Annotated in this window: 24 protein-coding genes; 15 read left to right on the forward strand and 9 right to left on the reverse strand. The window is 53.1% G+C overall.

The window, feature by feature from the left end; genetic code table 11:
* Positions 1 to 17 precede the first annotated feature (17 nt).
* Positions 18 to 350, reverse strand: coding sequence for an iron-sulfur cluster insertion protein ErpA (erpA, locus tag AC1WNR_RS14010; protein ID WP_481645107.1), 333 nt, complete (start codon positions 348 to 350; stop codon positions 18 to 20).
* 64 nt (positions 351 to 414) lie between these two features.
* Positions 415 to 1449, reverse strand: coding sequence for an N-acetyl-gamma-glutamyl-phosphate reductase (argC, locus tag AC1WNR_RS14015; protein WP_481645108.1), 1035 nt, complete (start codon positions 1447 to 1449; stop codon positions 415 to 417).
* A gap of 103 nt (positions 1450 to 1552) precedes the next feature.
* On the opposite strand from argC, the gene AC1WNR_RS14020 reads away from it, so the two are divergent.
* The 3 genes from AC1WNR_RS14020 (at position 1553) to AC1WNR_RS14030 (ending at position 5198) form a co-directional block, all read left to right on the forward strand.
* Positions 1553 to 3235 (forward strand): chloride channel protein, encoded by a 1683-nt coding sequence (locus AC1WNR_RS14020; RefSeq protein ID WP_481645109.1) that lies wholly within the window; start codon positions 1553 to 1555, stop codon positions 3233 to 3235.
* 83 nt (positions 3236 to 3318) lie between these two features.
* Complete coding sequence (gene hemL, locus AC1WNR_RS14025) at positions 3319 to 4605, forward strand: glutamate-1-semialdehyde 2,1-aminomutase (RefSeq protein ID WP_481645110.1); 1287 nt, start codon at positions 3319 to 3321, stop codon at positions 4603 to 4605.
* A gap of 2 nt (positions 4606 to 4607) precedes the next feature.
* Entirely contained in the window at positions 4608 to 5198 is a 591-nt protein-coding gene (locus AC1WNR_RS14030) for a hypothetical protein (RefSeq protein WP_481645111.1), read from the forward strand.
* Here the strand turns inward: AC1WNR_RS14030 and AC1WNR_RS14035 are convergent.
* Together AC1WNR_RS14035 and mrcB are read right to left on the reverse strand one after the other, a co-directional pair.
* Positions 5164 to 5760 carry a hypothetical protein gene (locus AC1WNR_RS14035; protein ID WP_481645112.1) on the reverse strand — a complete coding sequence of 199 codons (597 nt, stop codon included), beginning with the start codon at positions 5758 to 5760 and terminating at the stop codon, positions 5164 to 5166. The two genes, AC1WNR_RS14030 and AC1WNR_RS14035, sit on opposite strands and share 35 nt — an antisense overlap.
* Before the next feature lie 32 nt (positions 5761 to 5792).
* Positions 5793 to 8138, reverse strand: a complete 2346-nt coding sequence (mrcB, locus tag AC1WNR_RS14040; protein WP_481645113.1) for a penicillin-binding protein 1B — start codon at positions 8136 to 8138, stop codon at positions 5793 to 5795.
* Positions 8139 to 8183: 45 nt separating this feature from the next.
* On the opposite strand from mrcB, the gene AC1WNR_RS14045 reads away from it, so the two are divergent.
* Positions 8184 to 9722, forward strand: coding sequence for a bifunctional aminoglycoside phosphotransferase/ATP-binding protein (locus AC1WNR_RS14045; RefSeq protein WP_481645114.1), 1539 nt, complete (start codon positions 8184 to 8186; stop codon positions 9720 to 9722).
* Here AC1WNR_RS14045 and AC1WNR_RS14050 read toward each other — a convergent pair.
* Together AC1WNR_RS14050 and AC1WNR_RS14055 are read right to left on the reverse strand one after the other, a co-directional pair.
* A complete protein-coding gene (locus tag AC1WNR_RS14050; RefSeq protein ID WP_481645115.1) occupies positions 9692 to 10450 on the reverse strand; it encodes an ABC transporter ATP-binding protein in 759 nt (252 codons plus the stop codon). The genes AC1WNR_RS14045 and AC1WNR_RS14050 overlap by 31 nt on opposite strands.
* Complete coding sequence (locus AC1WNR_RS14055; RefSeq protein WP_481645116.1) at positions 10443 to 11444, reverse strand: FecCD family ABC transporter permease; 1002 nt, start codon at positions 11442 to 11444, stop codon at positions 10443 to 10445. The genes AC1WNR_RS14050 and AC1WNR_RS14055 overlap by 8 nt, the downstream gene beginning before the upstream one ends.
* 61 nt (positions 11445 to 11505) lie before the next feature.
* Here AC1WNR_RS14055 and AC1WNR_RS14060 point away from each other — a divergent pair, with 61 nt between their 5' ends.
* Positions 11506 to 11832 (forward strand): Rieske (2Fe-2S) protein, encoded by a 327-nt coding sequence (locus AC1WNR_RS14060; protein ID WP_481645117.1) that lies wholly within the window; start codon positions 11506 to 11508, stop codon positions 11830 to 11832.
* Here the strand turns inward: AC1WNR_RS14060 and AC1WNR_RS14065 are convergent.
* Entirely contained in the window at positions 11820 to 12992 is a 1173-nt protein-coding gene (locus AC1WNR_RS14065) for an aminotransferase class I/II-fold pyridoxal phosphate-dependent enzyme (RefSeq protein ID WP_481645118.1), read from the reverse strand. The genes AC1WNR_RS14060 and AC1WNR_RS14065 overlap by 13 nt on opposite strands.
* A 211-nt stretch (positions 12993 to 13203) precedes the next feature.
* Here AC1WNR_RS14065 and dksA point away from each other — a divergent pair, with 211 nt between their 5' ends.
* From dksA to panC, 6 genes are all read left to right on the forward strand, one after another.
* Positions 13204 to 13635, forward strand: a complete 432-nt coding sequence (dksA, locus tag AC1WNR_RS14070) for an RNA polymerase-binding protein DksA (RefSeq protein WP_481645119.1) — start codon at positions 13204 to 13206, stop codon at positions 13633 to 13635.
* A gap of 46 nt (positions 13636 to 13681) precedes the next feature.
* Positions 13682 to 14548, forward strand: a complete 867-nt coding sequence (gluQRS, locus tag AC1WNR_RS14075) for a tRNA glutamyl-Q(34) synthetase GluQRS (RefSeq protein ID WP_481645120.1) — start codon at positions 13682 to 13684, stop codon at positions 14546 to 14548.
* Positions 14549 to 14937: 389 nt separating this feature from the next.
* The gene (gene pcnB / locus AC1WNR_RS14080; RefSeq protein WP_481645121.1) at positions 14938 to 16377 is read left to right on the forward strand and encodes a polynucleotide adenylyltransferase PcnB; all 1440 of its coding nucleotides are present in this window, start codon (positions 14938 to 14940) and stop codon (positions 16375 to 16377) included.
* Entirely contained in the window at positions 16377 to 16862 is a 486-nt protein-coding gene (gene folK, locus AC1WNR_RS14085; RefSeq protein WP_481645122.1) for a 2-amino-4-hydroxy-6-hydroxymethyldihydropteridine diphosphokinase, read from the forward strand. Before pcnB ends, folK begins: the two co-directional genes overlap by 1 nt.
* 33 nt (positions 16863 to 16895) lie before the next feature.
* The gene (gene panB / locus AC1WNR_RS14090) at positions 16896 to 17690 is read left to right on the forward strand and encodes a 3-methyl-2-oxobutanoate hydroxymethyltransferase (RefSeq protein ID WP_481645123.1); all 795 of its coding nucleotides are present in this window, start codon (positions 16896 to 16898) and stop codon (positions 17688 to 17690) included.
* A gap of 1 nt (position 17691) precedes the next feature.
* A complete protein-coding gene (panC, locus tag AC1WNR_RS14095) occupies positions 17692 to 18540 on the forward strand; it encodes a pantoate--beta-alanine ligase (protein ID WP_481645124.1) in 849 nt (282 codons plus the stop codon).
* A gap of 3 nt (positions 18541 to 18543) precedes the next feature.
* On the opposite strand, the gene AC1WNR_RS14100 is transcribed toward panC, so the two are convergent.
* Positions 18544 to 19380: a 6-carboxytetrahydropterin synthase gene (locus AC1WNR_RS14100; protein ID WP_481645125.1), complete on the reverse strand. Its 837-nt coding sequence runs from the start codon at positions 19378 to 19380 to the stop codon at positions 18544 to 18546.
* A gap of 107 nt (positions 19381 to 19487) precedes the next feature.
* Here AC1WNR_RS14100 and rsuA point away from each other — a divergent pair, with 107 nt between their 5' ends.
* Genes rsuA through AC1WNR_RS14115 form a run of 3 tightly spaced genes read left to right on the forward strand, consistent with a single transcriptional unit; the run spans position 19488 to position 21910 of the window.
* Positions 19488 to 20186, forward strand: a complete 699-nt coding sequence (rsuA, locus tag AC1WNR_RS14105) for a 16S rRNA pseudouridine(516) synthase RsuA (RefSeq protein ID WP_481645126.1) — start codon at positions 19488 to 19490, stop codon at positions 20184 to 20186.
* Positions 20179 to 21216 (forward strand): class I SAM-dependent methyltransferase, encoded by a 1038-nt coding sequence (locus AC1WNR_RS14110; RefSeq protein WP_481645127.1) that lies wholly within the window; start codon positions 20179 to 20181, stop codon positions 21214 to 21216. Before rsuA ends, AC1WNR_RS14110 begins: the two co-directional genes overlap by 8 nt.
* Positions 21217 to 21238: 22 nt before the next feature.
* On the forward strand, positions 21239 to 21910 hold the full coding sequence (locus tag AC1WNR_RS14115) for a YciC family protein (RefSeq protein ID WP_481645128.1): 672 nt from the start codon (positions 21239 to 21241) through the stop codon (positions 21908 to 21910).
* Between the two features lies 1 nt (position 21911).
* Here AC1WNR_RS14115 and AC1WNR_RS14120 read toward each other — a convergent pair whose 3' ends face one another.
* Complete coding sequence (locus tag AC1WNR_RS14120; RefSeq protein WP_481645129.1) at positions 21912 to 23021, reverse strand: GNAT family N-acetyltransferase/peptidase C39 family protein; 1110 nt, start codon at positions 23019 to 23021, stop codon at positions 21912 to 21914.
* 104 nt (positions 23022 to 23125) lie between these two features.
* Between AC1WNR_RS14120 and AC1WNR_RS14125 the strand changes: the two genes are divergently transcribed.
* Positions 23126 to 24613, forward strand: a complete 1488-nt coding sequence (locus AC1WNR_RS14125) for a RimK family protein (RefSeq protein ID WP_481645130.1) — start codon at positions 23126 to 23128, stop codon at positions 24611 to 24613.
* Positions 24614 to 24638 lie beyond the last annotated feature (25 nt).

The following is a 24638-nucleotide window of genomic DNA, read 5'->3' on the forward strand; positions in this document are numbered from 1 at the left end:
GTGCCGGCATTTAGGAGTTAGATAGAGAAGGAGGATCCGCAGCCACAGGTGGTAGTTGCGTTGGGGTTCCTTACACTGAATTGAGAGCCCTGAAGACCCTCTTTGTAATCAACTTCTGCGCCCGCAAGGTACTGAAACGACATCGGGTCGACAACCAGCGTGACACCCGAATTCTCGACTACGGTGTCATCTTCGGCAACATCTTCGTCGAAGGTAAACCCGTATGAGAAGCCCGCACAACCGCCACCGGTGATGAACACACGCAGTTTCAGATTGTCGTTCTGCTCCTCTTCAAGCAGAGTACGCACTTTGTTTGCAGCAGAGTCGGTGAATGTAAGATCAACAGACACGTTTTATCGCCTCGTTAAATGCTATTGCTCAGAGTTTTACAAAACCTAGTAATTTAGTCAAGAATTACGGCATTAAGCCAACAATTCCCAATCCGGCACGTTCATCCAGACCAAACATAATATTCATTACCTGCACAGCCTGGCCGGACGCTCCCTTCACTAGGTTGTCGATTACCGACAGAACCACGACGGTGTCGTCATCCTGCGGGCGGTGAACCGAGATTCGGCACACATTTGAGCCTTTTACGCTGCGGGTTTCAGGATGGGTTCCTGCCGGCATCACATCAACGAACGGCTCGTTAGCGTAGCGCTCTTCGAACAGTTGCTGCAGTCCTGAATCTACTGGGTCTTTCAACACCGAGTAGAGAGTCGCGTGAATACCACGAATCATCGGCGTCAGATGCGGTACAAAGGTCAACCCAACTGGACGGCCCGCAGCCAGTGTCAGGCCCTGGCGAATCTCAGGCAGATGACGATGACCGGGCACACCGTACGCCTTCATGCTCTCGCTAGACTCACATAACAGAGAGCCAACGCTCGCACCGCGACCTGCACCGCTCACACCTGACTTACAATCTGCAATCAGTCTGCGTTGATCAATCAATCCACGCTCTAGCAGTGGCAGAAAACCTAGCTGCGTTGCGGTTGGATAGCAGCCCGCGCAAGCAACGAGCTGAGCATCTTTGATCTCATCGCGATTCACTTCCGGCAGCCCGTAAACAGCTTTTTCAACCAGATCGGGACAGCTGTGGTCGAGCTTGTACCATTTCTCCCACAGCGGCACATCTTTGATACGGAAATCCGCACCCAAGTCGATAATACGAACACCACGTTCGACCAACGCTGGTGCCATAGACATCGCAACACCGTGTGGAGTCGCAAAGAAGACCACATCACAAGCCGAGAGGGTCTCTACGTCCGGTACGCTAAAAGCAAGATCATAGTGACCACGCAGGTTAGGGAACATATCCGCGACCTTGATCCCCTCTTCGGAACGTGAGGTGATCACTTCGACACGTACTTCTGGATGATTCGCTAGAATTCTAAGCAGCTCTACACCGGTATAACCTGTGCCGCCTACGATACCAACTTTGATCACGTTAAGACTCTCCGGACTGTGAATATTACGGGGGCTGTATAATACGCCTGCTCAGTGTATAACTCCACTTGGACACAAGGTTTACTGAAGGAATTCGCGGCCAATGCAGCCAGCTGACAGTCAGATCCAGCGTTACCAAAAACTTCCAGTACTGAGCTTGATCGGCCTGGCAACCGGTCTGGTCACCGCTCTACTGATCAGCCTTTTCCGTTGGTTAATCGAGCTTCCAGAGCTGGGAGTAAGCATCTCAGGGCTCGCTGATGATCTGACACAACTCTCAGCGATCTGGCGCTTTTTGCTTCCGATGACTGGGGCACTGCTGCTGTGGAGTATTTGGCAGCGTCAGCCGACGGACTTTCGCCGAGTCGGTATTACACATCTACACGAACATCTCTCTTATAAGCACAGCGCTTTGCCGCTTCCCAACCTGATTAACCAATTACTTGGCGCGGCACTCACGCTTGGAACTGGGCATCCTGTCGGCCGAGAGGGCCCTGGCGTACACCTAGGTGCAGCTATTAGCTCACTACTTGGGGAGCGCTTTGAAGTCCCAGCTAGCCAGCAGCGCCTGTTAATCGGATGCGGTTCCGCTGCTGCAATCGCCGCGCTCTTTGGACTCCCCCTAGCCGGCATTCTATTCGCCATGGAAGTGGTGCTACTGGAGTACAGCATTACCGGATTTATCGCTGTCATTGTGGCTGCCGTAGTCGCAGACCAATTAACCGAAACCCTTTTCACGGAATCAGTACACCCGCATCTTTTCGCCGAAACGATCAACTTTTCCCAAGAGATCCCGCTGCTATTGTTACTAACGCTAGCAATTAGCCTGTGCTCGCTCTTCTTCCAAGAACTACAGATCCGCGTGGCGACACGTAGATCACCGCTGTTGGGCCGAATGATGATGGCCGGCGGTCTTGTCGGGGCAGTCGCACTGGTTTTGCCCGAGATACTGATTCCAGTGCACGTCAGCATGCTTGGAGCCATTAACGAGAGTTTTACCTTACAGCAGATGCTTGCACTGCTCGCCTGCTACCTAGTGATCACACCCATTATCCTAGGTCTAGGTGTGCCCGGCGGAGTTATTGGTCCAGCGATGGCGGCTGGAGGCCTTTTAGGCGCAGTTATCGCCAGCGTCTCAGATCAGATGCAGATCACCACCGAGGTGAGCAACTATGCGCTCATCGGTATGGCCGCGATGATGTCCGCAATTATCCATGCGCCGCTGGCCGCACTGGTTGCCGTTTTCGAGTGGAGCAGTAGCAGTCATATTCTGACTGCCGCAATGATGGTGATCGTCGGCAGTGAACTGATGATGCGCTCTGTTTTCAAACGCAAATCGATCTTCGAACGCATGCTGAGTCTGCAGGGAATGAGCCGCAACACCCTCGCGTACCGCCGCATACTGATGAGCATCGGTGTTGATGAGGTGATGAGCCGCAGCTATTCTCTCGTCGGCAGCGAACTGAGCGAATCTGATCAGCAAGAGCTGCTAGTGGAGAACCATTGGCTAATACAGCGCGTAGACGGCAAACTCCAACTCGCCCGCGGGATGAAGCCTCTGGAGCATGAGGGTGACGCGCAGATTGAGCAGGCAGAGATACCGCTGGAAACGCGAACTCATTGGCGATTAATGGCGAACATTCGGGACCGCTCAAATCTGTTGCAGGCATTGGATTTGATGAGCGAAAACGAATCCAGCGCCCTTATCGTCATACAACGGGGGATCCCAGTAGGTGTCCTCACCTATGCTGCGATTCAGGCTAAATTCGCCGCGCATGAGGAGTAGCGTTTGGCAGCCACCCCTTGGCTGTGGATAATTAGCGCAAGTTTCACTTATATATTTAAACGAAAGATTACAGGTATTGTTTAATGTCCAGATCTGAACAGCTTTTCGCTGCCGCTCAACAACATATCCCGGGTGGTGTTAACTCCCCTGTTCGCGCCTTCAAAGGTGTGGGCGGTACGCCTGTATTCGTTAAGCGAGCCGAAGGCGCTTACATTTACGACGAGGATGATAAGCAGTACATCGATTACATCGGCTCCTGGGGTCCGATGCTGTTTGGCCACAACTTTCCACCAGTGATTGAGGCCGTTCGCGAAGCGTTGAACTACGGTATCTCCTTTGGTGCTCCGACTGCGATTGAGACCGAAATGGCCGAGCTCATCTGCCAAACTGTGCCAGCGATGGATCTGGTTCGCATGGTGAGTTCCGGCACTGAAGCCACAATGAGTGCGATCCGCTTGGCGCGCGGTTACACCGGTCGCGACAAAATCGTAAAATTTGAGGGCTGTTACCATGGCCACTCAGACTCTCTGCTTGTTAAAGCGGGCTCCGGCGCACTTACTTTGGGTGAGCCAAACTCTCCGGGTGTACCTGCGGCCCTCGCAGAGCATACGATCACACTGAACTTCAACGATATCGATAGCGTTAAAGAGGCCTTTGCCGAAGTTGGCGAACAGGTTGCCTGTATTATTGTTGAACCAATAGCTGGCAACATGAACTGCATTCCTCCCGTACCCGGTTTCTTGGAGGGGCTGCGCGAAGTCTGCGATCAGTACGGCAGCGTGCTGATCTTTGACGAAGTGATGACCGGCTTCCGCGTAGCACGTGGCGGCGCACAGGAGCTTTACGGCGTCCATGCCGATCTCGTAACCCTCGGCAAGATCATCGGCGGCGGCATGCCGGTAGGAGCCTTTGGTGGTAAACGTGAGATTATGGAGAAAATTGCACCGCTGGGTCCGGTCTACCAAGCCGGAACACTCTCCGGTAACCCGCTAGCGATGCGTGCCGGAATCGCAATGCTTACTGCAATGCAGCGTGAAGGACTGTACGAAGAGCTGAGCGCTAAAACCGAGTACCTCACTGAGGGACTCAAAGCAGTTGCTGCAAAGAACGGCGTACCGGTTTGCACAGCTGCCGTGGGCGGTATGTTTGGCCTCTTCTTCACCGAAGCTGACTCAGTTAATAGCTTCGCTGAGGCGACTGCCTGTGACCTCGAAGCGTTCAAAACCTTCTTCCATCTGATGCTGGATGAAGGTGTTTATCTAGCGCCTTCAGCTTACGAGGCGGGCTTCCTGTCAGCAGCGCACACTGAGGCTGATTTGGATGCGACTATCGCTGCAGCTGATCGTGCCTTTGCTAAGCTCAAAGGCTAATCGTGCTGATTCTTAGCCAGGTGCTGTTTCTGCTGGCCGCTCTCGGTGTTGCTCTTGCCACCAAGGCAAAAGCAAACCGAGAGGATGACCACAACTCTGAGTACTTTGTCATCACGCTGAGCGCACTAGCCGCAGCACTGGCTGTACTAGGGCAGGTGACGCTTGATGCTGAGGGGTCAGACTCTGGCACGCTACTGCGCATACTCAACAACCTGGCGATCTATGCTGGCGCACCGATGCTGGTGACAGCTATTGGGGCAATTGCAAAGAACTATCCGATCAGCCGCCCCGCTTGGGGGCGCTGGCTGCTGGGCCTATTTGCGTTGTTCGAACTCTGCCGTCGAATGGGTTATGGCGAAAGTTACACACTCGTCTTGGGGCTCTGTTGCCTCGCGGGACTGCTAACTAGCCTGATTTGGTTTAGGGTTCGTGCAGTCGTTGCGCCGATGGTAAGTGGGCTAGCCTTTCTGGCAGCCGGATTCGGCGCGCATTATCTTGCAACAGCAGCTATCAGCCTACTGCTGGGTGCGGCAGGCCTTGCACTGCTGGCTCGCAGCCTTAAAAACGTTCCGCTTCAGCCTCGGCCTGAGTAGCGCCAGCAAAGTCTCCTGCCTGGGTGCGAATCAACGCAAGTTCTCGCCAGAGTCTGCGCTTGTAGTCCGGCAGACCCGCAGCGAGCGCGATACCTCGCAGTGCCACCTGCTCTGCTTGCAGATACTCACCCTGCTGACGCTTCACAGCAGCGAGTTGCAGATAAATCTGTGGATCACGCGGAGCAATCCTTAATGCACGCTCGACCTGCGACTCTGCGTTGGCATAATCACCGCGTCCGGCTGCCTGCTGTGCATCACCTAAGAGCGCGACAACTGCAGTGTTCGAACCCTGCTGTACTTGCGGCATCGGTTGTTCAGCCGGTAGTTGCTGCGCAGGTGCTGATTGGGCACTCGTAGTATCGGACGGCGCAAATGACGGTGCATCGTAAACGGGTGTGATTTTAATTCCCTCTACCGGCTCAGCCGGCAGCACTGTCCCCGCCGGTGGCGGTACGACTGGCGCAAGGCTGCGCTCCTCAACAGGAGCAACGTAGGGGTTGGGACCGGCACAACCGGCGAGTACGCTCACTGTAATCAACAGCGAAGAGATCTTGATATTCATGCGCGATATCCTGTCTGATTACGTCCAATTATTCAACGAAACCAGCCTTTAAACCAATCCAATAGATCATCACCGGACTTAGCGGGTCGCTCCGAACGCAACTGACCCGTACAGGTGAGTCGCTGCCGCGGTTCAGTCCCTCGTATAAAGGGTACAGAGCGAGCACCGGAGCACTCTGGATCAGTCAATACACCGCGCTCAGGGTCCACCCAAAAGTACTCAACATTGTCCGGTTTAAGAGTAATGTAGGGATCAGGACGCTCCTGACGCATCAGCTCTGTCCACACCTTCAATGCACCGCCAGAGCCGGTAAATGGCAGACTAGTGTTGTTATCACGCCCTACCCAAACTACCGCTAAGCGGTTGCCGGTAAAACCCGCAAACCAGCTATCACGCTGTTGGTCAGATGTGCCCGTTTTACCCGAAACATTCAGGTTTGCGGGCAAGGTTTGATAGAGCGAGCGCGCTGTTCCCTCACGGGCAACAGCCTGCAGTGCATAGTGCAACAGGTGCACAGAACCCGGATCGCTGATCTGCTCAAGGTTGAAGGGGTAACGTGACAGCTCAGTGTTCTGCGCGTCAGTCACGCGACGTATTGCCCTCAACGGCATTCGAAAACCATTAGCTGCAATCGTTTGGTAGATCTGCGCAACCTCAACAGGCGAAAGCGCAAGAGCTCCAAGGAAGAGCGAGGGATAGGGATCTATCGTCTTCTCAACACCAAGGCGCTGAAGGGTTTCGACCACCCGATCGACACCCAGATCCAACCCTAGATGAGCAGTTGATAAGTTGTACGAGCGGGACAAAGCTTCGAATAGCGGTACCTCACCTTTCGGCTTACCGTCGAAGTTTTGCGGCTCCCAGAACGAGCCGTCCTGCTGCTGTAGCTTCACCGAACGGTCGCTCAGCGGACTGATCAGCGTATAACCTGACTCCAAAGCGCTCAGGTAAAGCCCAGGTTTCACTAGCGAGCCAATTGGCCGATAGGCATCCAAAGCACGATTGAAACCATCGAAGCGCGCATTGCGATCGCCCACTAACGCCAAAACTTCACCCGTTTGTGGGTCGGTCACCACCACACTACCTTGTAGGTCCTGACCTTTTGCACCATGGCGCTTTGCAAGTTTATCCAGCTCACGCTCTAGCGCTGTTGCAGCGTGATGGTGCACTAGCGGATCCAGCGCGGTAAAGATGCGCACGCCCTCAGAGTTGAGGTCCTCTTCGCGATACTCTGTACGTAACTGGCGTTTGACGATATCCAGATAGGCGGGGTAAGCGCCCTTGTGCCGGCTGCCTTTACTAACTACCTCTAGCGGCTGCGCCTGCGCCCAGTTGTAGTCCTGATCAGAGATAAAATTTTGATCGCGAAGCAATTTGAGCACCAGATTACGACGATCTAGCGAACGCTCAGGGTGACGCCGCGGATCATAGTAGGATGGGCCCTTAATCAGTCCCGCCATCAGTGCAATCTGATGTATATCTAGCTCCGCCAACGGACGACCGAAGTAGAACTGTGCACCCTGGCCAAAGCCGTGGATCGCTCGCGCGCCATCCTGCCCCAGATAGACCTCGTTGAGGTAAGCCTCAAGTATCTCTTGTTTGGAGTAGTGCAACTCCAGCAGCATCGCCATCGGCAGCTCTAACAGCTTACGGGCTAAACTACGCTCTGACGTCAGGTAGAAATTCTTGATCAGCTGCTGAGTCAGTGTACTGCCACCCTGCACAAAACGGCCGGCACGAACATTCACCCACATTGCCCTGGCGATACCCTTGAGCGAGATACCGAAGTGATCATAGAAATCGCGGTCTTCTACCGCTACGAGCGCATCGGGCAACAAGGCAGGTACATCTTTGAGCTGAACAAGCTCGCGATCTTCGTTATCGCCGGGATAGATTCCACCGATAAGGATGGGCTCGAGTCTAGCCAAAGCCAGAGAGCCGCTAGCTCTGTCACTGATCGAATTCAGCGTTGAGCCATTGAAACTCAACGCCAGACGACGAGGCGGCTCAGAGCCCTCAGGAAAGTCAAAGCCGCGGGTGTACAGCTCAACTCTGCCACGCCCCCAGACAGCAGAACCAGGCCTGTCAGCCCGCTGCACCAATTTATATCCCAGCCCTTGCAGCTCTGCTTTGAATGCCTCTTGCGAAAGCGTTAGCCCCGGATAAAGCTCAAGTGGACGGGCGTAGACTTTAGCAGGGATAGCCCAGCGCTTGCCTTCAAACTTCTCTTTAAGTTGTGCGTCCAGATAGATCAACCCGGCGCCACCGAGGACTATACCCACAAGACCAAGTTTCAAGAAAAAGAGGAAAATTGCTCTGAACCAACGCGATTTTCGGCTATTTTTCGGCTTTGCAGGTTTTTTTCTCTTTTTCGTCATCTTCTCAGTATAATCTGCAGCCCAGTCACAAGGCGCTGCTGTTTGATGGAATCTACTCTGATTAACAATCTGCTCGATCCGGCCTGCTACCCACATGAGGTCAGCGAGCTGAAACTGATCGAGACACATATCGCCTGGCTGATCACCACCGGTGATTATGTTTACAAAATCAAGAAACCGGTTAACTTTGGCTTTCTCGATTTTACCACGCTAGAGCAGCGTAAGTTCTTCTGCGAGGAGGAACTCAGGCTCAACCAGCGCATGTCGTCGGACCTCTACCTCGAGGTTGTTAGCATCGGTGGCCCTGAAAACTCCCCGCACATAGGCCAAACAGATCACCCGATCGAATACGCCGTGAAGTTGCGACAGTTCGAGGGGGGACAACTGCTCTCAGAACTGCTCACAAAGGATCAGTTCGATCCTAGTTGGCTCGAACAACTGGCAGATAAGATAGCTGATTTTCACGCGCGCGCACCCATAGTTTCACCTGATTCGCGCTGGGGCGAGGCCGATAGCATCAGACAGCTCGCCGAGGATAACTACCAACAGATTAATCGGAGCTTGCTGTCGCCTGCGCAGCAGCAAGAACTTACCCGCCTCGAACAGATCAGTGCTGAGCGCTTCAGTGCGCTTAAGCATCTGCTCAAAGCACGCAAACGAGATGGATTCGTGCGCGAATGCCATGGCGACCTTCACCTGGGCAATATCACTCTGAGCGATGGCCATCTGATCGTTTTCGACTGCATAGAGTTTAATCTGGAATTCCGCTGGATCGATCGCATAGCCGATCTCGCGTTTCTCATGATGGATCTTGAAGCTCGGGGACATCAACGCTGGGCTAATCGCTGCCTCAACCGCTATATAGAGAAGAGCGGCGATTTCAGCGGCTTCCTACTGTTACCGCACTACAAGGCCTTTCGTTCGATGGTTAGAGCCAAGGTTGCCATGCTCGGTGAACAGCCAAACTGGGAGGAGTTCGACCGTTATATAGCTTTGACAACGCGCTACTCGCAGCCGCCTAAACCGCTGCTGATTTTAATGCACGGCTGTAGCGGTACAGGTAAGTCGTACCTAGCAGCGCAGTTGGCGGAGCGCATCAACGCCATAGAGGTGCGTAACGGCATCGAGCGTCAACGTATCTATCGAGAGCTAGCGCTGCGCGGTGATCATATTGAGCTTTACGGTGCCGATATGGATACGCGGACTTATATACGGGTGGAGGAGATTACCGAACTGCTCATGCGCGCTGGCCAAACTGTGATTCTGGACGCGACCTTCCTCAAACAACGCGTGCGCCAGCGCTTCGAAAAGTTGGCTGAGCGTTACGATTATCCATTACGGATCATTCACTGTGAGGCTCCGGAAGAGGTTATCCGTGAGCGACTGGCGAGACGGCTCACCGAGAGCAAACGCTCGAGCGACGCCGACATCTCGATTTATCAGCAGCAACAGGTCCGCAACGAGCCGCTCAGCGAAGCTGAGCAAGCACTGACACTCAACGCTGACACTACTAATCCGCAAGTCGTTGACCTGTTAGTTAGCGAACTCGAACGTCAATCGTTGGTCATTACTGCGTTGAACTGAAGCCGACCATCCGCCTCGACAGAGCGCTGAATCTCTATCTCAAACACCCGGCTCAGTAGGTCTGGTTGCAGCAGGTCGGTGCCGCCTAGCCCCAGCATTTCACCTCGTTCTAGCAAAGCAAACTGATCACCGAACTGCGCAGCGATATTGATATCGTGTAGCACTACCACAAAACAGTGCCCTTCGGTCTCTTTAATACGCAGGATCAGTTGCATCACATCCTGCTGATGGCGTAGGTCCAGCGCAGTCAGCGGTTCGTCCATCAGAATCAGACCGGGTTCCACAGAGCGCTGCATCAAAATCCGCGCGATCTGGGTACGCTGCGCTTCGCCCCGCGACAGGGTTGGGTAACGACGAGCCAGTAAGGCGCTCAAATCCAGTGCATCAACAATTTGGTCAAATCGCGCCTCTGCCTGCTCTGCATCGAGATTCAGTGGATGCAGCCCCATCCGAATAACCTCGTCGACAGTAAAATCGAAGTCGAGAGTTTGTCGTTGGGTTAGAAAGGCGAGGCGCTTTGCCCGCTCATCAACGGCCAAATCCAACAAATCGGTCCCGTTGAATTCAACCTGCAGCGCTGGCTGTTCCAGCAGGCCTGCAATGCAAGTCAGCAGCGTCGATTTGCCGGCACCATTGGAGCCAAGAACAACCGTTAGGCTACTCGGCTGAGCACTAAAACTGCCAAGGTTCAAACGATTGCCAAAATGTAGGTTACGAGCTTTAAGCATTTCCCGCCTCGCGATAACGCAGATGAATCAACAACAAGAAGAAGGGCCCTCCAGCCAGTGCTGTCAGGATACCAACCGGCAACTCCGAAGGTGAGATCAGTGCGCGCGAGAGCGCATCGGCTAACACCATCAACAAGGCACCGACTAGGGCCGACTGGGGCAGCAGTAATCGATTGTCAGGCCCGCTCCACAAGCGCACAAGGTGCGGCACCATAAGACCAACAAACCCGATCAGGCCAGCAAACGCGACCACTACACCCACGCCCACGCTCGCGCAGAGAATCAGTAGCCACCGCAGTGCTCGCACATCCACCCCCAACAACTGAGCCTCCTCGCGACCGAGCAACCACAGGTTCATGGCAGCTGCGCGACCCTGCAACAACCAGAGCGAGACGAGAAGAACAAGCATTAACAGAGCAACCTGCCACCAATTTGCTTCAGAGAAACGCCCCATCATCCAGAAGCTGGCATCTCGCAAAGCCTGAGCATCGGCAATATATTTGAGCGCGCCGATCATGGCCCCGGCAATGGCATTGACCGCTAAGCCGATCAACAACAGAGCGGTCATTGAGATTGCGCGGTACTGCGACGCCATTCGAGTCACTAACAGCGTTGCAAGGACACCACCTGCAAAGCTTATCAGCGGCAGACCCAAGATTGAGAGCAACGCACTCCCGGCTAGCAGGGAGCCACCGAGCACCACAACACTAACCGTTGCCAGTGCAGCTCCAGCTGAAACACCAATGAGCGAAGGGTCGGCTAAGGGGTTGCGAAAGAGTGTCTGTGTGGCGGCACCGGTCAATGCTAATAGCGCTCCGCAAAGCCCAGCTAGAAGAACTCGCGGAAGCCGCAACTGCCAGAGCACAGCGGCGTCAGTCGACCCCGACTCAAAGGCCGCACTGATATCCAATGACACTGGACCAACCCAGAGACCAAGCAGTACTGCCAACACAAGCGCCGGCATGCTGAATACCAGAGCCTTAGGATTAGACACAATAAATCCCTCGGGTTAGGCTTGCTGCAACGCAGTGAACAGCTTGGCGATGAGGCACAGCATGAATCAACCTATATGCGATGTTAGCGATCTGGAGGACCCGGGCGCTCGTGGATACGAATTGGGCGAGCAGGCTATTCTGATTGTTCGGCAAGGGGATCAGGTGCGCGCATTTATCAACGCCTGCCCGCATCGCGGTATCCGCCTTGAGTGGCAGCCTGATCAGTTCTTGGATTACGAAAAGCAGTACATTCAATGCTCTACCCATGGCGCGCTGTTTACCCTCGATGAGGGCAAGTGCATCGTCGGCCCGTGTAACGGCAAGAGCTTGCAAGCGTTCGATTGCCGTATTGAGGAGGGTAAGGTCTGGGTGTCTCACTCAGACTGATCCTCTATAAACTGACCAATACGATTCAGGGCCTCACGAATTCGATCTTGCGAGGTCGTGTAAGCAAAACGCACGTAACGTTCGGCTTGGTTTGTACCGAAATCTGCGCCAGGTGTTGCCACTACTTTTGCTTGTTCCAACAGCGCCCAACACCACGCAAAACTATCATCAGTCAGTTCACTCGCATCGGCGTATACATAGAAAGCGCCTTCAGGCACACGCGGTACCTTAAACCCGAGTTCCAGCAAGCCGGCCAATAGCAGATCGCGACGTGCTTGAAGCTCTAGCCTGCGCTCTTCGAAAAGGGCGAGAGCATCCTTTTCAAACGCAGCAAGCGCTGCGAACTGGGAGAGTGTCGGAGGTGAAATAAAGAGATTCTGCGCCATCTTCTCCATCTCAGCGATCGCCTCTTTCGAGCTGATGACCCACCCCAGACGCCAGCCGGTCATGCCGAAGTACTTTGAGAAGGAGTTGATCACAATCGCATCAGGGTCGATCTGGACTGCCGAAGGCGTCTCTACACCATAGGTCAATCCATGATAGATCTCATCGACCACCAGCACTCCACCCTTGGCTTTAACCACTGCAGCAATTCGTTCTAGTTCCGCGGCATCGAGCATCGCGCCAGTCGGATTTGCTGGGGAGGCAATCAGCACACCCGAGGTTTTCTGATCCCAATTATCTGCCACCATCTCGGCAGTGAGCTGATAATTATGGCGATGATCAACCGCAATCAGCTTGGCACCGGCCTCAACTAAACGCAGAAACTGGCGATTACAGGGGTAGGCAGGATCTGCCATTAGGAAGTTTGTGCCCTGCTCTGCGACCAGTGCGAACGCCAGCATCAGCCCAGCAGAGGCGCCAGCCGTAACCAACACTTGGTCAGCGCTGATAGCCTGTCCGTAGCGCTGCTGATGAAAGTCTGCAATCGCCTCGCGTAGCGGCTGAATACCACCAGCGGCAGTATAGGTCAGCGGCTGAGTGTCGAGCAGCTGTTTAGCGCGTTCAATGACCTGAGGCGCAGCCCCGAAATCGGGTTCGCCAGCACCCAGATGCACTACATCCTGGCCTTGAGCACCCAACTCGCTCGCACGCTTGAGCAAGTCCATTACTTTGAACGACTCAATATCCTGTGCTCTCTGTGTCCAGCCCTGTGCCATCTCTATCCTCCTACTGCTGCGCGCATTATAAACGGCAATTAGACCCGATGCGTACGTTCGATTGCACACTCGGCTTAGGTTCCATTGTAAGTACCTACAATAGGGACTAGCCTAAAGGGAAGGCATCTGATAAGTTCTCCGCCTTCTATTAACTCTTGACAGTTATTAGGTGACGGACAAACCGGACACTTAAAGAGATGAGGCAGTAATTATGCCAACGAACGCCGAAAAGAAATTCTCAACCATTGCGCCGTACGAGATCAAAGACTCAGAAGAGTTTATGAACGAAGCGCAGAAAGATCACTTCCGCGAAATTCTGCTTGAATGGAAGCGCCAACTTATGGAAGAGGTTGATATGACTATCAGCCATCTGAAAGAAGAGGCGACGAACTTCGCAGACCCTAGCGATCGCGCTAGCCAGGAAGAGGAGTTCAGTCTAGAACTTCGTACCCGCGACCGCGAGCGCAAGCTGATCCGCAAGATCGAGAAAGCAATTGAGCGCCTAGAAGAGGACGATTACGGTTACTGCGATGACTGCGGTGTTGAAATCGGCATCCGTCGACTGGAAGCGCGCCCAACAGCCACACAATGTATTGACTGTAAAACGCTTGCTGAGATCAAAGAGAAGCAAGTCGGCGGCTAACTCCTGCTAGGTAGCTTCGGTATCACGAAGCTACCGTCTCTCCTATATGGTATATCGCGGACGTTTCGCACCCTCGCCGACCGGCCCACTCCACGCCGGCTCCATACTTACAGCCGTCGCAAGCTACTTAGATGCCAAGGCCAACGCAGGCAAGTGGCTGGTACGCATTGAAGATCTCGATCCACCACGGATTCAACCTGGAGCTGAAAAAGCCATTTTAGATGCGCTAGAAGCCTATGGCCTGGAGTCAGATGAACCCATTATTCGCCAAAGCGAACGCCTAGAGATCTATCGCGAGTATTTGAACAGCTTGGTCGCAAACGGCCTGGCTTATCACTGCCGTTGCAGTCGTTCCGAACTCAAGGGGCGCAACGCCTTGGCCGAATACGATCGGTTTTGTCTCAGCCATCCTCCGGCCGAGGGCGCTCAGACAGGTATACGCACGCTAGGAGGAACTAGCCCAAGCTTTATCGACAAGGTACAAGGCCTACAAGCCGCTGAAGCCGTCAGCGACTTTATCGTTTTCCGCCGTGACGGTCTGTTTGCTTATCAACTTGCAGTAGTTATTGATGACGAATTGCAGTCGATCAACAGCGTTGTGCGCGGTAAAGATCTACTGAGTGAAACATCGAAACAGCTGGTTCTTCAGCGCAAGTTAAATTTTTCTCAACATAAAAATTACGCTCACTTACCCCTAATTTTGGCAAAAGATGGTCAAAAATTGAGTAAACAGACCTTTGCGCAACCCGTTTCAACCGATCCTGACCAGATTAGAGAAAGCTTAATCAACACCTTTCAGAATCTCGCACTAAACCCACCTAAAGATTTGATATATAACGAAATTATTGAAATATATCAGTGGGGCGTCGAGCACTGGGACTTAGCTAAATTACCGACTGATCTAACGCTATAATCTAATACTCATTAGACTTTGGTGCCAATAGTGCAAAAAAACTAATTTAGATGTTGAAAGATACTCAGGTGTCACATATATTCACTCACCAGAACAACAACAACACGCGGCATTTGCGACACCCAAATAAAAATAACAAGGGTGAGAACAAAGCCAAATTGCTCTGAATAAAAATAACAACAGAGCCTTGACGGTCGTGAAGACTACACCAGTGAAAAAATAATAATAATCACTGCCTGAACGTAGCTTCACGACCCGTCCCCCCAAACCCACCTTGTTACATAGCACCTGCCTTACACGCTCACTAACCCAACATATCCATTCAACTACTCTGCTGGTATGATTGCGTCTCAATTTCGGCAACTACCTAAAAAGATTAAACAGCACTGATGGAAGAGATCCTTCTTTTACTACTTGGCCTTGGCTTTATTGGCGCTTTTTACTGGACAGCTCGCGGCCAGAAACCCGCCCTTGCTGAGTCTGCCACGCAAGCGGCCACAGAGAGTCCACTTTCTGAAGAGGTTCTACCTCTGGGTGAACGCCGAGTTATTCCGGAATCGGTGCATCAGATACCTCGTCATGCTTTGGACGATAACGCCATGCGCGTGGTCTACCGCATTCTCGATGCGGGCTTCGAGGGCTATCTGGTCGGCGGCTGTGTGCGAGACCTTCTAGCCGGCAAGAACCCAAAAGACTTTGACGTTGCGACATCAGCAACCCCGGAGCAGACCGAACCTCTGTTTAACCGAGCTCGTCTTATCGGACGTCGCTTCAAAATTGTCCACGTCCGCTTCGGACGCGAGGTGATAGAAGTAGCTACCTTCCGTGCAGGCCACGATACGGCCGATAGCGCTGATCAGAGTCGGCAGGCAGCCTCCGGTATGCTTCTACGCGACAACGTTTACGGTAACATCGAAGATGACGCGCTGCGCCGCGACTTCTCGATCAACGCGCTCTACTATAATGTCAGCGATCACAGCATTCTCGATTTTGCCAACGGCTACCCTGATCTGCTGGCCAAACGCATCCGCATTATTGGCGATCCGAATGAGCGCTACCGCGAAGATCCAGTACGCATGCTGCGTGCGGCACGCTTTGCCGCAAAACTCGGGTTTGAAATCGAAGAGAGCACAGCAGCACCCATTCACAGCCTTGCGCCATTAATTGGTAAGGTTGCACCGGCACGCATGTTTGATGAAGTCCTCAAGCTGCTGCAAACCGGCCATGGTGTCGCCACGCTACGCCAACTGATCCGCTTCGATATGTTCCAGTACCTGCTACCAGGCACAGACCGTATGCTGGACTCCGAGCTCTATCCAGTAGAGACACTGGTCGATTGCGCCCTACGTAATACTGACCGCCGTCTCAATCAGGGCAAGAATGTAAACCCAGCCTTCCTGTTTGCCGCCATGCTTTGGTACCCCCTAGTAGAGCGCATGGCGAAACTTGAGAAACGCTCTGATCTGCCGCCTCTGCAGCGTCTGCATGAAGCGGCAAACCAAGTATTGGCTGAGCAGATAAAAGCGACCGCTATTCCACGTCGATTCTCGACGATGATTCGAGAAATTTGGGAGCTTCAGCACCGCTTACCGCGTACCGACCGCGCTGAGCAGATCATGGAGAGCCCTCGCTTCCGCGCTGGATACGACCTGCTGATCCTGCGAGAAGAGGCGGGCGACAACCAAAATGGTCTGGGCGCATGGTGGACTGAGTATCAGCGGGGCAACAAGCCACCTGCACCGCGACACGAGCCGCGCGATGAAAAGCGTAAACGCCCACGTCGGCGCCGTCGCCGCTCCTCTACACCGCGTCAAGACGATAACAGCTAATGAGCGTGCACGCTTATGTCGGGCTAGGGAGCAATCTCGAAAACCCGATTCAACAGGTCAGTGACGCCCTTATCGAGCTAAACGAGATTCCACAAACGCGACTGCTGAAACAGTCCCAACTCTACCGTTCAGATCCTGTTGGCCCACCCGGACAACCGGACTATATTAATGCCGTAGCCTTGCTAGAGACGGCGCTCGAGCCATTAGACCTACTGGACGCCCTGCAGAGCATTGAAAACGCTCATCAGCGCAGACGCATCCAACACTGGGGACCTCGGACACTGGATTTAGATCTGCTGCTCTACGCCGATCAGCAGATTGATCTTGAGCGACTTCAGGTGCCTCATCCGCATATGACTGAGCGCGAATTTGTTCTCTACCCACTGGCAGAGATTGCACCAGAGATTGAACTACCCAACGGTATCCCCTTGCAGCAACTGCTAACCAAATGTCCACTGGGCACTTTGGCGCCAGTCGCTTTATAATACTGAGAACTTTGACCCATAGAGATCAAGACGATGAGTAGCGTAAACCTACAAACCCTTATTGAGCATAAGCGCAACAGTCGCAAGTTCGCCATGCTAACGGCTTACGATGCCAGCTTCGCCAATCTGGTAAGCAGCGCTGGAGTAGAGGTCATTCTAGTTGGGGATTCGCTGGGGATGGTTCTGCAAGGCGAGAGCAGCACGCTTCCCGTCACCGTAGCGCATATAGCATACCATACTCAGAGTGTTGCCAAGGGTAACCAAGGGGCGCTGATCATGAGCGATCTGCCCTTCATGAGCTATTCCAACGTCGACCAGGCGCTTGAGAACGCCGCTGAATTGATGCGCGCCGGTGCTCATATGGTTAAGTTGGAGGGTGGACGCGCAATGGCGGAAACTGTCAGCAAACTCACTCAGATGGGTGTACCCGTTTGTGTTCATCTAGGTCTGACCCCTCAGTCAGTCAATGTATTGGGTGGCTACAAAGTTCAGGGACGCGAGCAGACAGCCGCACTACAGATGCTTGAAGATGCACGCATCCTCGAGGAAGCAGGCGCCGCAATACTGCTTCTCGAGTGCGTCCCAACACTGCTCGCCGAAGAGATTACCGAGAATTCTAAAGTGCCCGTTGTTGGTATAGGGGCCGGCCCGCATACAGATGCGCAGGTTCTTGTTCTGCACGACATGCTGGGGATCACCCCGGGCAAGAAGCCCAAGTTTGTGAAAGACTTCATGCAGGGCTCCAGCAGCGTTGTCGAAGCTGTCGAGAACTATGTAAGTGCGGTACGTGACGGCAGCTACCCAGCTCCGGAGCATAGCTTCGAATAGTATGCAGACAGTCACTACCATTGCCGAACTACGTCAAGTCGTCGGCACCGCTCGCAGAGCGGGAAAAAGCATCGGTTTCGTTCCGACCATGGGCAACCTTCACCAGGGTCACCTTAACCTACTGACTACAGCACGTGAGAGAACCGACTTCGTTGTCTCATCCATCTTCGTTAACCCGCTGCAGTTCAATGTTAAAGATGACCTAGAGCGCTACCCACGCACGCTGCAAGAGGATCAGCAGAGCTTAATCGAATATGGTTGCGATCTGCTGTTCGCCCCCTCTGAATCAGAGGTCTACTCAAGCGATCGTGCTAGCCAGACCTTTGTGGAGGTTCCCGGGGTCTCTGAAATGTACTGTGGCGCGAGTCGTCCGGGCCACTTTCGCGGCGTAACCACAATCGTAAATAAGCTGTTCAATCTGGTGCAGCCTGACCTCGCCGTATTTGGGAAGAAAGATTTCCAACAGCTGCATATTATCCGCCGAATGGTGGCTGATCTATCGATGCCGGTTGAGCTAGTAGGCGTTGATACGGCGCGCGAAGAGAGCGGCTTGGCACTCAGCTCGCGAAACGGTTATCTGACCGAGGAAGAGATGAAACGCGCGCCTGCACTCTACGCACAGCTGCGCACGATTCATGACGCTCTAGTAGGCGGTAGTGATGATTTTGACGGCCTGATTAAACAGGCGAATGAGTCGCTCGAGCGTGAAAGCTTCAAACCGGACTACATCCATATTGTGCGTCGCTCTGATCTACAACCCGCGACATCCAAGGACAAAGAGCTGGTTATCTTGGCGGCCGCCTTTCTAGGGCACGCTCGTCTTATCGATAACCTTGAGGTCAATTGCTAGCGCTTAAGCTCTGGCAATTGCCCCCTTACCTATACCCTCGAACGCGCGTACCTCCACAGACTTCTGCGGGCAGTTAGCTGCTGTAACGCGAGCCATATGCTCAGCAATCTGCTCCACGGTGGACTCAGTATCGATCAGATAGACACGATCGCTCCTCAATGACAGCTCAAACGCCCCTTGCGGTGCTTCATAAGAGAAATAGCTAATTCCCGCGGCCTCATACTGCAGATGAGAACGCGTGCCTATGTAGATATCGCGGAACTGTTCAGCCCAGTACGCCTCCTGTTCTGCACTACGCTCGCCATCAACAAACACCTGTACTCGTGAACGGTGGCCGTGAGCGATACGCTGACAGTTGCCCTGATGCTTCTGTAGGCCATGGGAGTAGTGATAGAGCGCACTGTCGATCGTCTCTGGGTAGAGCGTCAACGTCAGCCCCTGCACCTCATCTGGGAAGAGCTCCATCAAACGCGACTCGCACCAGCGTGCAACCGACTCAGGAGTAATCGCCTCAATATCTAGAAGCGCAAAGGCCTGCTCTGGGCCGACACATCGCAGTAGACGCCCATCGTTGTCAGTCCAGCGGACTTCAGTGCGCTCATCCACCTGTGCAATCTCGACATTCGGCATGCCCGTAGCGATCGCTAGTGCGTGGTCAATGCCGTCATCAAACCACTGTTTGACTCGCTTCTTAACGATGCCAAAGTCACAGATCATCCCTTCTTCATTCAGGGTGCCATCCAGTTCTAAACGCACCACCCAGGACTCTCCCAACAAACCGCGCTGGGCATCCAGATAAGAGAAATCGACATGAGTAAGATCATCAACAAAGAGTTTCACAGCACACCTCAAAAGTTAGAGGCCATAGTTTACCTCATCCCAGCAACCGCGCGCATCCGCTGCAACACTTGGGTATACTAGAGCGCAAATTTTTTAGGCAGTTAAAAATGCGATTAGATAAGTATCTAGCTCAGTCCACCGGTTTCTCTCGCAAAGAGGTGAAACGGATGCTGCACGCCGATGAGGTGCAGGTTAACGGTGAGTATGAGCGCAATCCAGCTCGAAAAGTGAGCGAAGAGGACGAAGTCCTTCTCGATGGTTATCCGATCGACATACCGCGTGAGCGCTACATCATGCTGTACAAGCCCGTAGGTTATGTCTGCTCAAATGATGATGGCACCCACCCTTCGGTACTCGGGCTGGTCGAACTACCCCGTGCAGACGAACTTACCATTGCGGGACGCCTGGATGTGGACACCACCGGTCTGGTGTTGCTGAGCGACGATGGCCAGTGGTGCCACCGTATCACCTCTCCGCGCCACAAGCTGGGTAAGATCTACGAGGTGACTCTGGCTGACCCAATCGACGAGAGCTATATAGAGAAATTCGAGCGCGGTATTCTGCTCAATGGTGAAAAAGAGCCCACCAAACCAGCCAGCCTTGAGATCCTGTCCGAGACCAGCGCGCGCGTTCAGTTATTTGAGGGGCGCTACCATCAGGTTAAACGTATGTTTGCCGCTCTCGGTAATCGCGTTGAAGAGCTTCATCGTGATGCCATCGGGCCTATCCAGCTGGACGAAGAGCTCTATGAGGGCGAGTGGCGCGAACTGACTCCAGCTGAGGTTGAGAGCATCTTTAATGCCTAACTTCGAGACACTGATTAACCAATGCTTGGGTGAATCAGACTCCGGGCTGTTGGTGGTTGATGAGAATCTGGACCTGCAACAGCTCAACAAGCCCTCTGGATGGCACGCCCTGACTAACCGCTTTGATCAGCATCTAAGGCTGCAAGCGAAGGGCTGGGAGTCTAGCTTCTCTGATTTTGTTTGGCCTGAGGGGTTCGCAACTGATCAGCTTATCTACCGCATCTCTAAGGAGAAAGCGGTGGTTAATCACCTGCTAAATCTTGCTGCTCGTCATCTTAAGACTGATGCCCGAGTGATTCTTTTCGGCGATAAGTCGGAGGGGATAAAGAGCTTCGCAAAGAGCGCACAAAAGCTCTTTGGGGGTGATCGACAGGAGAAAAAGCTTGGCGGCGATAGCTGGATGACAGAGCTCAGCCTAGGCACCCCGACGGCTACCCCACTCGACGATCAGGGCTACGACGATTTGCGAGAAATAGCTCAAGTTAGTGAATACACACTTCTATCCAAGCCGGGTGTTTACGGATGGAAAAAAGTGGATAAAGGCAGCCAGCAGTTAATTGAACGCCTCCCACATATGCTAGGCACACCCTTGCCACTTGAGTCCATTAGCGTGCTAGATCTCGGCTGTGGTTCAGGTTACTTAGCCCTCGCTGCTTGCGGGCAGAGCGCCCAAGTCTGGGCAACGGATAACAACGCGGCGGCCAAACTAGCAACAGAAACCACGCTGGGACGGGCTGGGCTCAACGCAACATTCAGTTTCTCAAATGCCGGTAAACAGTTGGACTCTAAGTTCGATCTGATACTATGTAACCCGCCTTTTCACAGCGGCTTTGGCGTCGACTATGATCTTACAGATCGTTTCTCAAGGAACGCTGCTAGACTGCTAAAACCCGAGGGCAAAGCCTGCTTTGTCGTGAACCAGCATGTTCCGCTTAAACGTATCGCTTCAAACTACTTCAAGTCAGTTGAACTCGATCTTGATAGCGGCAACTTCTGTACTTATGTACTCTCTCAGCCCAGCATTAACTAAACGGACCTGAAACCAAGATTGTATGGCTACCGATTACCTTAAACAGAGTTACTTCTTCTTTCGCTCTAACTTCAGCAATCTGCTGAGTATTCAACTGCCCTTTATTGCAGTGCTTATGCTTGTTCAGCATACGGTGATCGGCGGCATTGAAGAGGGAGCAAATCTGCAGAACGACCTCTTCCTTTTGACCGCAATGGACCTACTGTTTGTGCCCATCTATCTGGGCGCGACCATCTTCTACATGCAATCCATTGTTGATAGCCGTCCGATTAGTACCCTACAGGCCTGGGCTTGGGGCCTGCAGAACTGGGGCCGGCTGTTCTTCACTTTCCTGCTGAGCGCACTCGCGATCTCCGTTGGATTGATGCTGCTAGTACTTCCAGGCCTCTACATTGCCGTGCGATTAGGGTTGGCCAACCAAGTCTGCTTGCTGGAGCGCAAAAGCCCTATAGAGGCGATGAAGATGAGCTGGGCAGGCACCGCGGACCTATTCTGGACGCTGGCCAAAGGGTTGGCGATTATCTACGGCCTGCTGTTTATTGGTGAGCTTCTGGTTGCGCCGATTGTTGAAGGTAACGCTGTATTGGGCTTTGTCGGTTCAGCCATCCTCGATTTCCTCAACGTCTTTGGTGCGATCTTCACCTTCCGTATCTATCGAGCCTGGCGAGATCGAGAGCCAATTGAGCGCGATTAAGCTAAACCGACAACAGCAGAGTCGCACTAAAGCGACTCTTGCCGTAGCGCGCTAGCTGTCCATACTGCTCCAACGATATCGGCACATCGACAAAATCTGCCTCACTCGTCCAGAATTCTCCTTCATGATCTGGATCGCTGAAGTAGATGTGGCGCTCGTCCGCGCCAGTCGCAATAACCCAATGAGGTGCTTTGTTGCGATTTAATCGCCAAGTACTGATCAAACAGATAGCAACCTTCTCTCCTTTCAACTCCCTTGCCAAGGTTTCAGCGCCCAGTACCGTATAGACCGGTCTGACACCGAGGCTCTCTAGTTCCGTCAGGAATTGTCGGTGTACAAGTTCAATAACCTCGCGCTTGGCTGAATCTCGAACACTCTCAAGAAACGGTGTCTCTTCGGAGCTAAGATAAAGTTCAGCCTTTAGTCCACGGCGAATTGCGCAAGTGGCAAGCCCAACGGGAGAGCACCCGCCATGACCAGACGTCATATAGATCGTTGTGGATTCACGCCAGAGTTTGAGCTCCTCTTCCCGGCTCATTTGATAGTCTGATCGCAACTCTGCAAGAGCCATCAACAGACTTGAGGGACCGCAAGTAAATGGCGTGGTTTGCTCATAGTAGTGCAATGACCGGCTGGAGCGTCCAGAGCCGCTAATGCGCTTCTCCATACGTAACCCGTCGCTCCCATCCTCGTAGTAGTTATTGAGTGTGGCGATAGTGTGATAGCCCAATATTTTATAGAGTGCTTGCGCCTTGGTATTCTGCTGGCTCACCTCGAGACGCATAAAGTTTGAACCCCGCTCAAGCGCGACTTGCTCAGCAGCCTGCATCAGCAAACGGCTGATACCTAACCGGCGAGCCTCAGGGTCCACAGCCACAGAGTAAATACGAGAGAGATTGGTGCCGCGACGAAATAGAACTAAAACATATCCGTCAACGCTTGAATCATGCCGATCTAATTGCGCGATTAAGAGCTGAGAGTGCTCAGCTTTAATAAAGTGGGAAAAGCTCCGTCGGGAGAGCCTATCGCTGTCAAAACAGCGCTGTTCTAACCTAACAAGGAGGTCAAGATCAGAGCGGTTAGCGCGGCGAATCAAAATCTGTTCAGACATGGCAACACCCGCAGAATAGTTATCGACCAATGCTAGTGCTAAGCACTCTTTTGTGCCATAACTATGTTCGATCAACTCATGCCTTTTTTATCTGTGAGGCACCTATGTCGGCGTTCTACGTTGTTGTCGATGACCTGGAAGATTGGAAGCCCTATTTCCCCAGCCAGGATGTGATTTCATTTGAGCAGTACCTAGCCCTCGAGTCCAAAACTAGCCGTGCTCGTACCCGAGTCATTAACTGTTGTCGCAACTCAACGGCCCTTGGCCGGGGCTACTATACCTCGCTGCTTGCCGAGGCGCGCCGCCATCATGTGATTCCGTCGATCAGCGTCACCAATGACTTAAGACGCAAGTCACTTTGGTCTATTGATACCGCCCCAGTCGCAAAAGTGCTCTCGCGTCTAGCTGCAGCTGACCAGGAAGAAGACAACCAACTATCCCTGAATATCTATTTTGGTGAGGTATCCGAACCGCGTCTCGAGTCTCTCGGCAAAACGCTGTTCGAGCGCTATCCAGTTCCAGTACTGCAGGTAACGCTGCAGTTTGACGGACAGTGGCGCGTACAGAAACTGCGACAAGGTAGCCTGAGTGAGATATCAAGTGACGACGAGCAGGTGCGATTTGCAGCTGCGCTTGATCGATTTAGCCATAAAATCTGGCGTAAACCCAAAGTCCGTCAACAGTACCGCTACGATTTGGCGATCTATGTTGATCCTGAAGACCCAATGCCACCGAGCGATGAAACCGCACTGAAGCGATTCGCAAAAGCCGCAGAGAGATTGGGTATTAAAACCGAGCAAATCACCTCGAATGACTACCAACGATTGGCAGAATTTGATGGATTGTTCATCCGAGCCACCACATCGATTGATGATGCAACTTACAAATTCGCCCGCAAAGCTGAAGCTGAGGGGCTGGTCGTGATGGATGATCCTCAGTCTATCCTTCGATGCACAAACAAGGTCTATTTAGCCGATCTGCTCAAGGCCAACGCAGTGCCGACCCCCAAAACGGTCATCGTAAGTAATGCATCCGCAGAGTCCCAAGAAAAAATAATCAGTGAGATCGGCCTTCCCGCGGTACTGAAAATACCCGACGGCGCTTTCTCTAGAGGTGTCGAGAAGGTGAGCTCGCAGGCAGAACTTGCCAAATCGCTAAAACATTTGCGACGCAGTTCATCACTGGTGCTCGCCCAGGAGTATATGTACACCGAGTACGACTGGCGTATCGGCATACTGAACAACAAACCGCTGTTCGCATGTCGGTACTTCATGGTTGAAGGGCACTGGCAAATTTATAAACACGGTGACGACCCACAGGCTCCTGACTCCGGCAACTTTGATGCTCCGCCAATTTGGGAAGTTCCACACAAAGTGATGGATGCCGCACTCAAAGCAGCTCGTCTAATTGGTGATGGGCTCTATGGCGTTGACCTAAAACAAGCCGGTGATCGCGTGGCTGTTATAGAAGTTAACGACAACCCAAGTATCGATTCTGAAGTGGAGGATTTACTGCTCGGAGACGCTCTCTACCATGAGATTATTGCCGAGTTTTTACGCCGTATGGAGCAGAAGCGACAGTATCGTGTTTAACCGGATAATCAGCCGAAAAACCAGC

This window comes from Marinobacterium marisflavi (assembly GCF_982447095.1).

Coding starts and splice junctions, on each gene's coding strand:
- AC1WNR_RS14035 (WP_481645112.1), bottom strand. CDS start 5,760: ATGAATATCAAGATCTCTTCGCTGTTGATTACAGTGAGCGTACTCGCC.
- panB (WP_481645123.1), top strand. CDS start 16,896: ATGAGTAGCGTAAACCTACAAACCCTTATTGAGCATAAGCGCAACAGT.
- pcnB (WP_481645121.1), top strand. CDS start 14,938: ATGGAAGAGATCCTTCTTTTACTACTTGGCCTTGGCTTTATTGGCGCT.
- folK (WP_481645122.1), top strand. CDS start 16,377: ATGAGCGTGCACGCTTATGTCGGGCTAGGGAGCAATCTCGAAAACCCG.
- AC1WNR_RS14020 (WP_481645109.1), top strand. CDS start 1,553: ATGCAGCCAGCTGACAGTCAGATCCAGCGTTACCAAAAACTTCCAGTA.
- AC1WNR_RS14125 (WP_481645130.1), top strand. CDS start 23,126: ATGTCGGCGTTCTACGTTGTTGTCGATGACCTGGAAGATTGGAAGCCC.
- panC (WP_481645124.1), top strand. CDS start 17,692: ATGCAGACAGTCACTACCATTGCCGAACTACGTCAAGTCGTCGGCACC.
- AC1WNR_RS14050 (WP_481645115.1), bottom strand. CDS start 10,450: ATGCTTAAAGCTCGTAACCTACATTTTGGCAATCGTTTGAACCTTGGC.
- AC1WNR_RS14110 (WP_481645127.1), top strand. CDS start 20,179: ATGCCTAACTTCGAGACACTGATTAACCAATGCTTGGGTGAATCAGAC.
- hemL (WP_481645110.1), top strand. CDS start 3,319: ATGTCCAGATCTGAACAGCTTTTCGCTGCCGCTCAACAACATATCCCG.
- rsuA (WP_481645126.1), top strand. CDS start 19,488: ATGCGATTAGATAAGTATCTAGCTCAGTCCACCGGTTTCTCTCGCAAA.
- dksA (WP_481645119.1), top strand. CDS start 13,204: ATGCCAACGAACGCCGAAAAGAAATTCTCAACCATTGCGCCGTACGAG.
- AC1WNR_RS14115 (WP_481645128.1), top strand. CDS start 21,239: ATGGCTACCGATTACCTTAAACAGAGTTACTTCTTCTTTCGCTCTAAC.
- mrcB (WP_481645113.1), bottom strand. CDS start 8,138: ATGACGAAAAAGAGAAAAAAACCTGCAAAGCCGAAAAATAGCCGAAAA.
- AC1WNR_RS14045 (WP_481645114.1), top strand. CDS start 8,184: ATGGAATCTACTCTGATTAACAATCTGCTCGATCCGGCCTGCTACCCA.
- AC1WNR_RS14120 (WP_481645129.1), bottom strand. CDS start 23,021: ATGTCTGAACAGATTTTGATTCGCCGCGCTAACCGCTCTGATCTTGAC.
- gluQRS (WP_481645120.1), top strand. CDS start 13,682: ATGGTATATCGCGGACGTTTCGCACCCTCGCCGACCGGCCCACTCCAC.
- AC1WNR_RS14065 (WP_481645118.1), bottom strand. CDS start 12,992: ATGGCACAGGGCTGGACACAGAGAGCACAGGATATTGAGTCGTTCAAA.
- AC1WNR_RS14060 (WP_481645117.1), top strand. CDS start 11,506: ATGAATCAACCTATATGCGATGTTAGCGATCTGGAGGACCCGGGCGCT.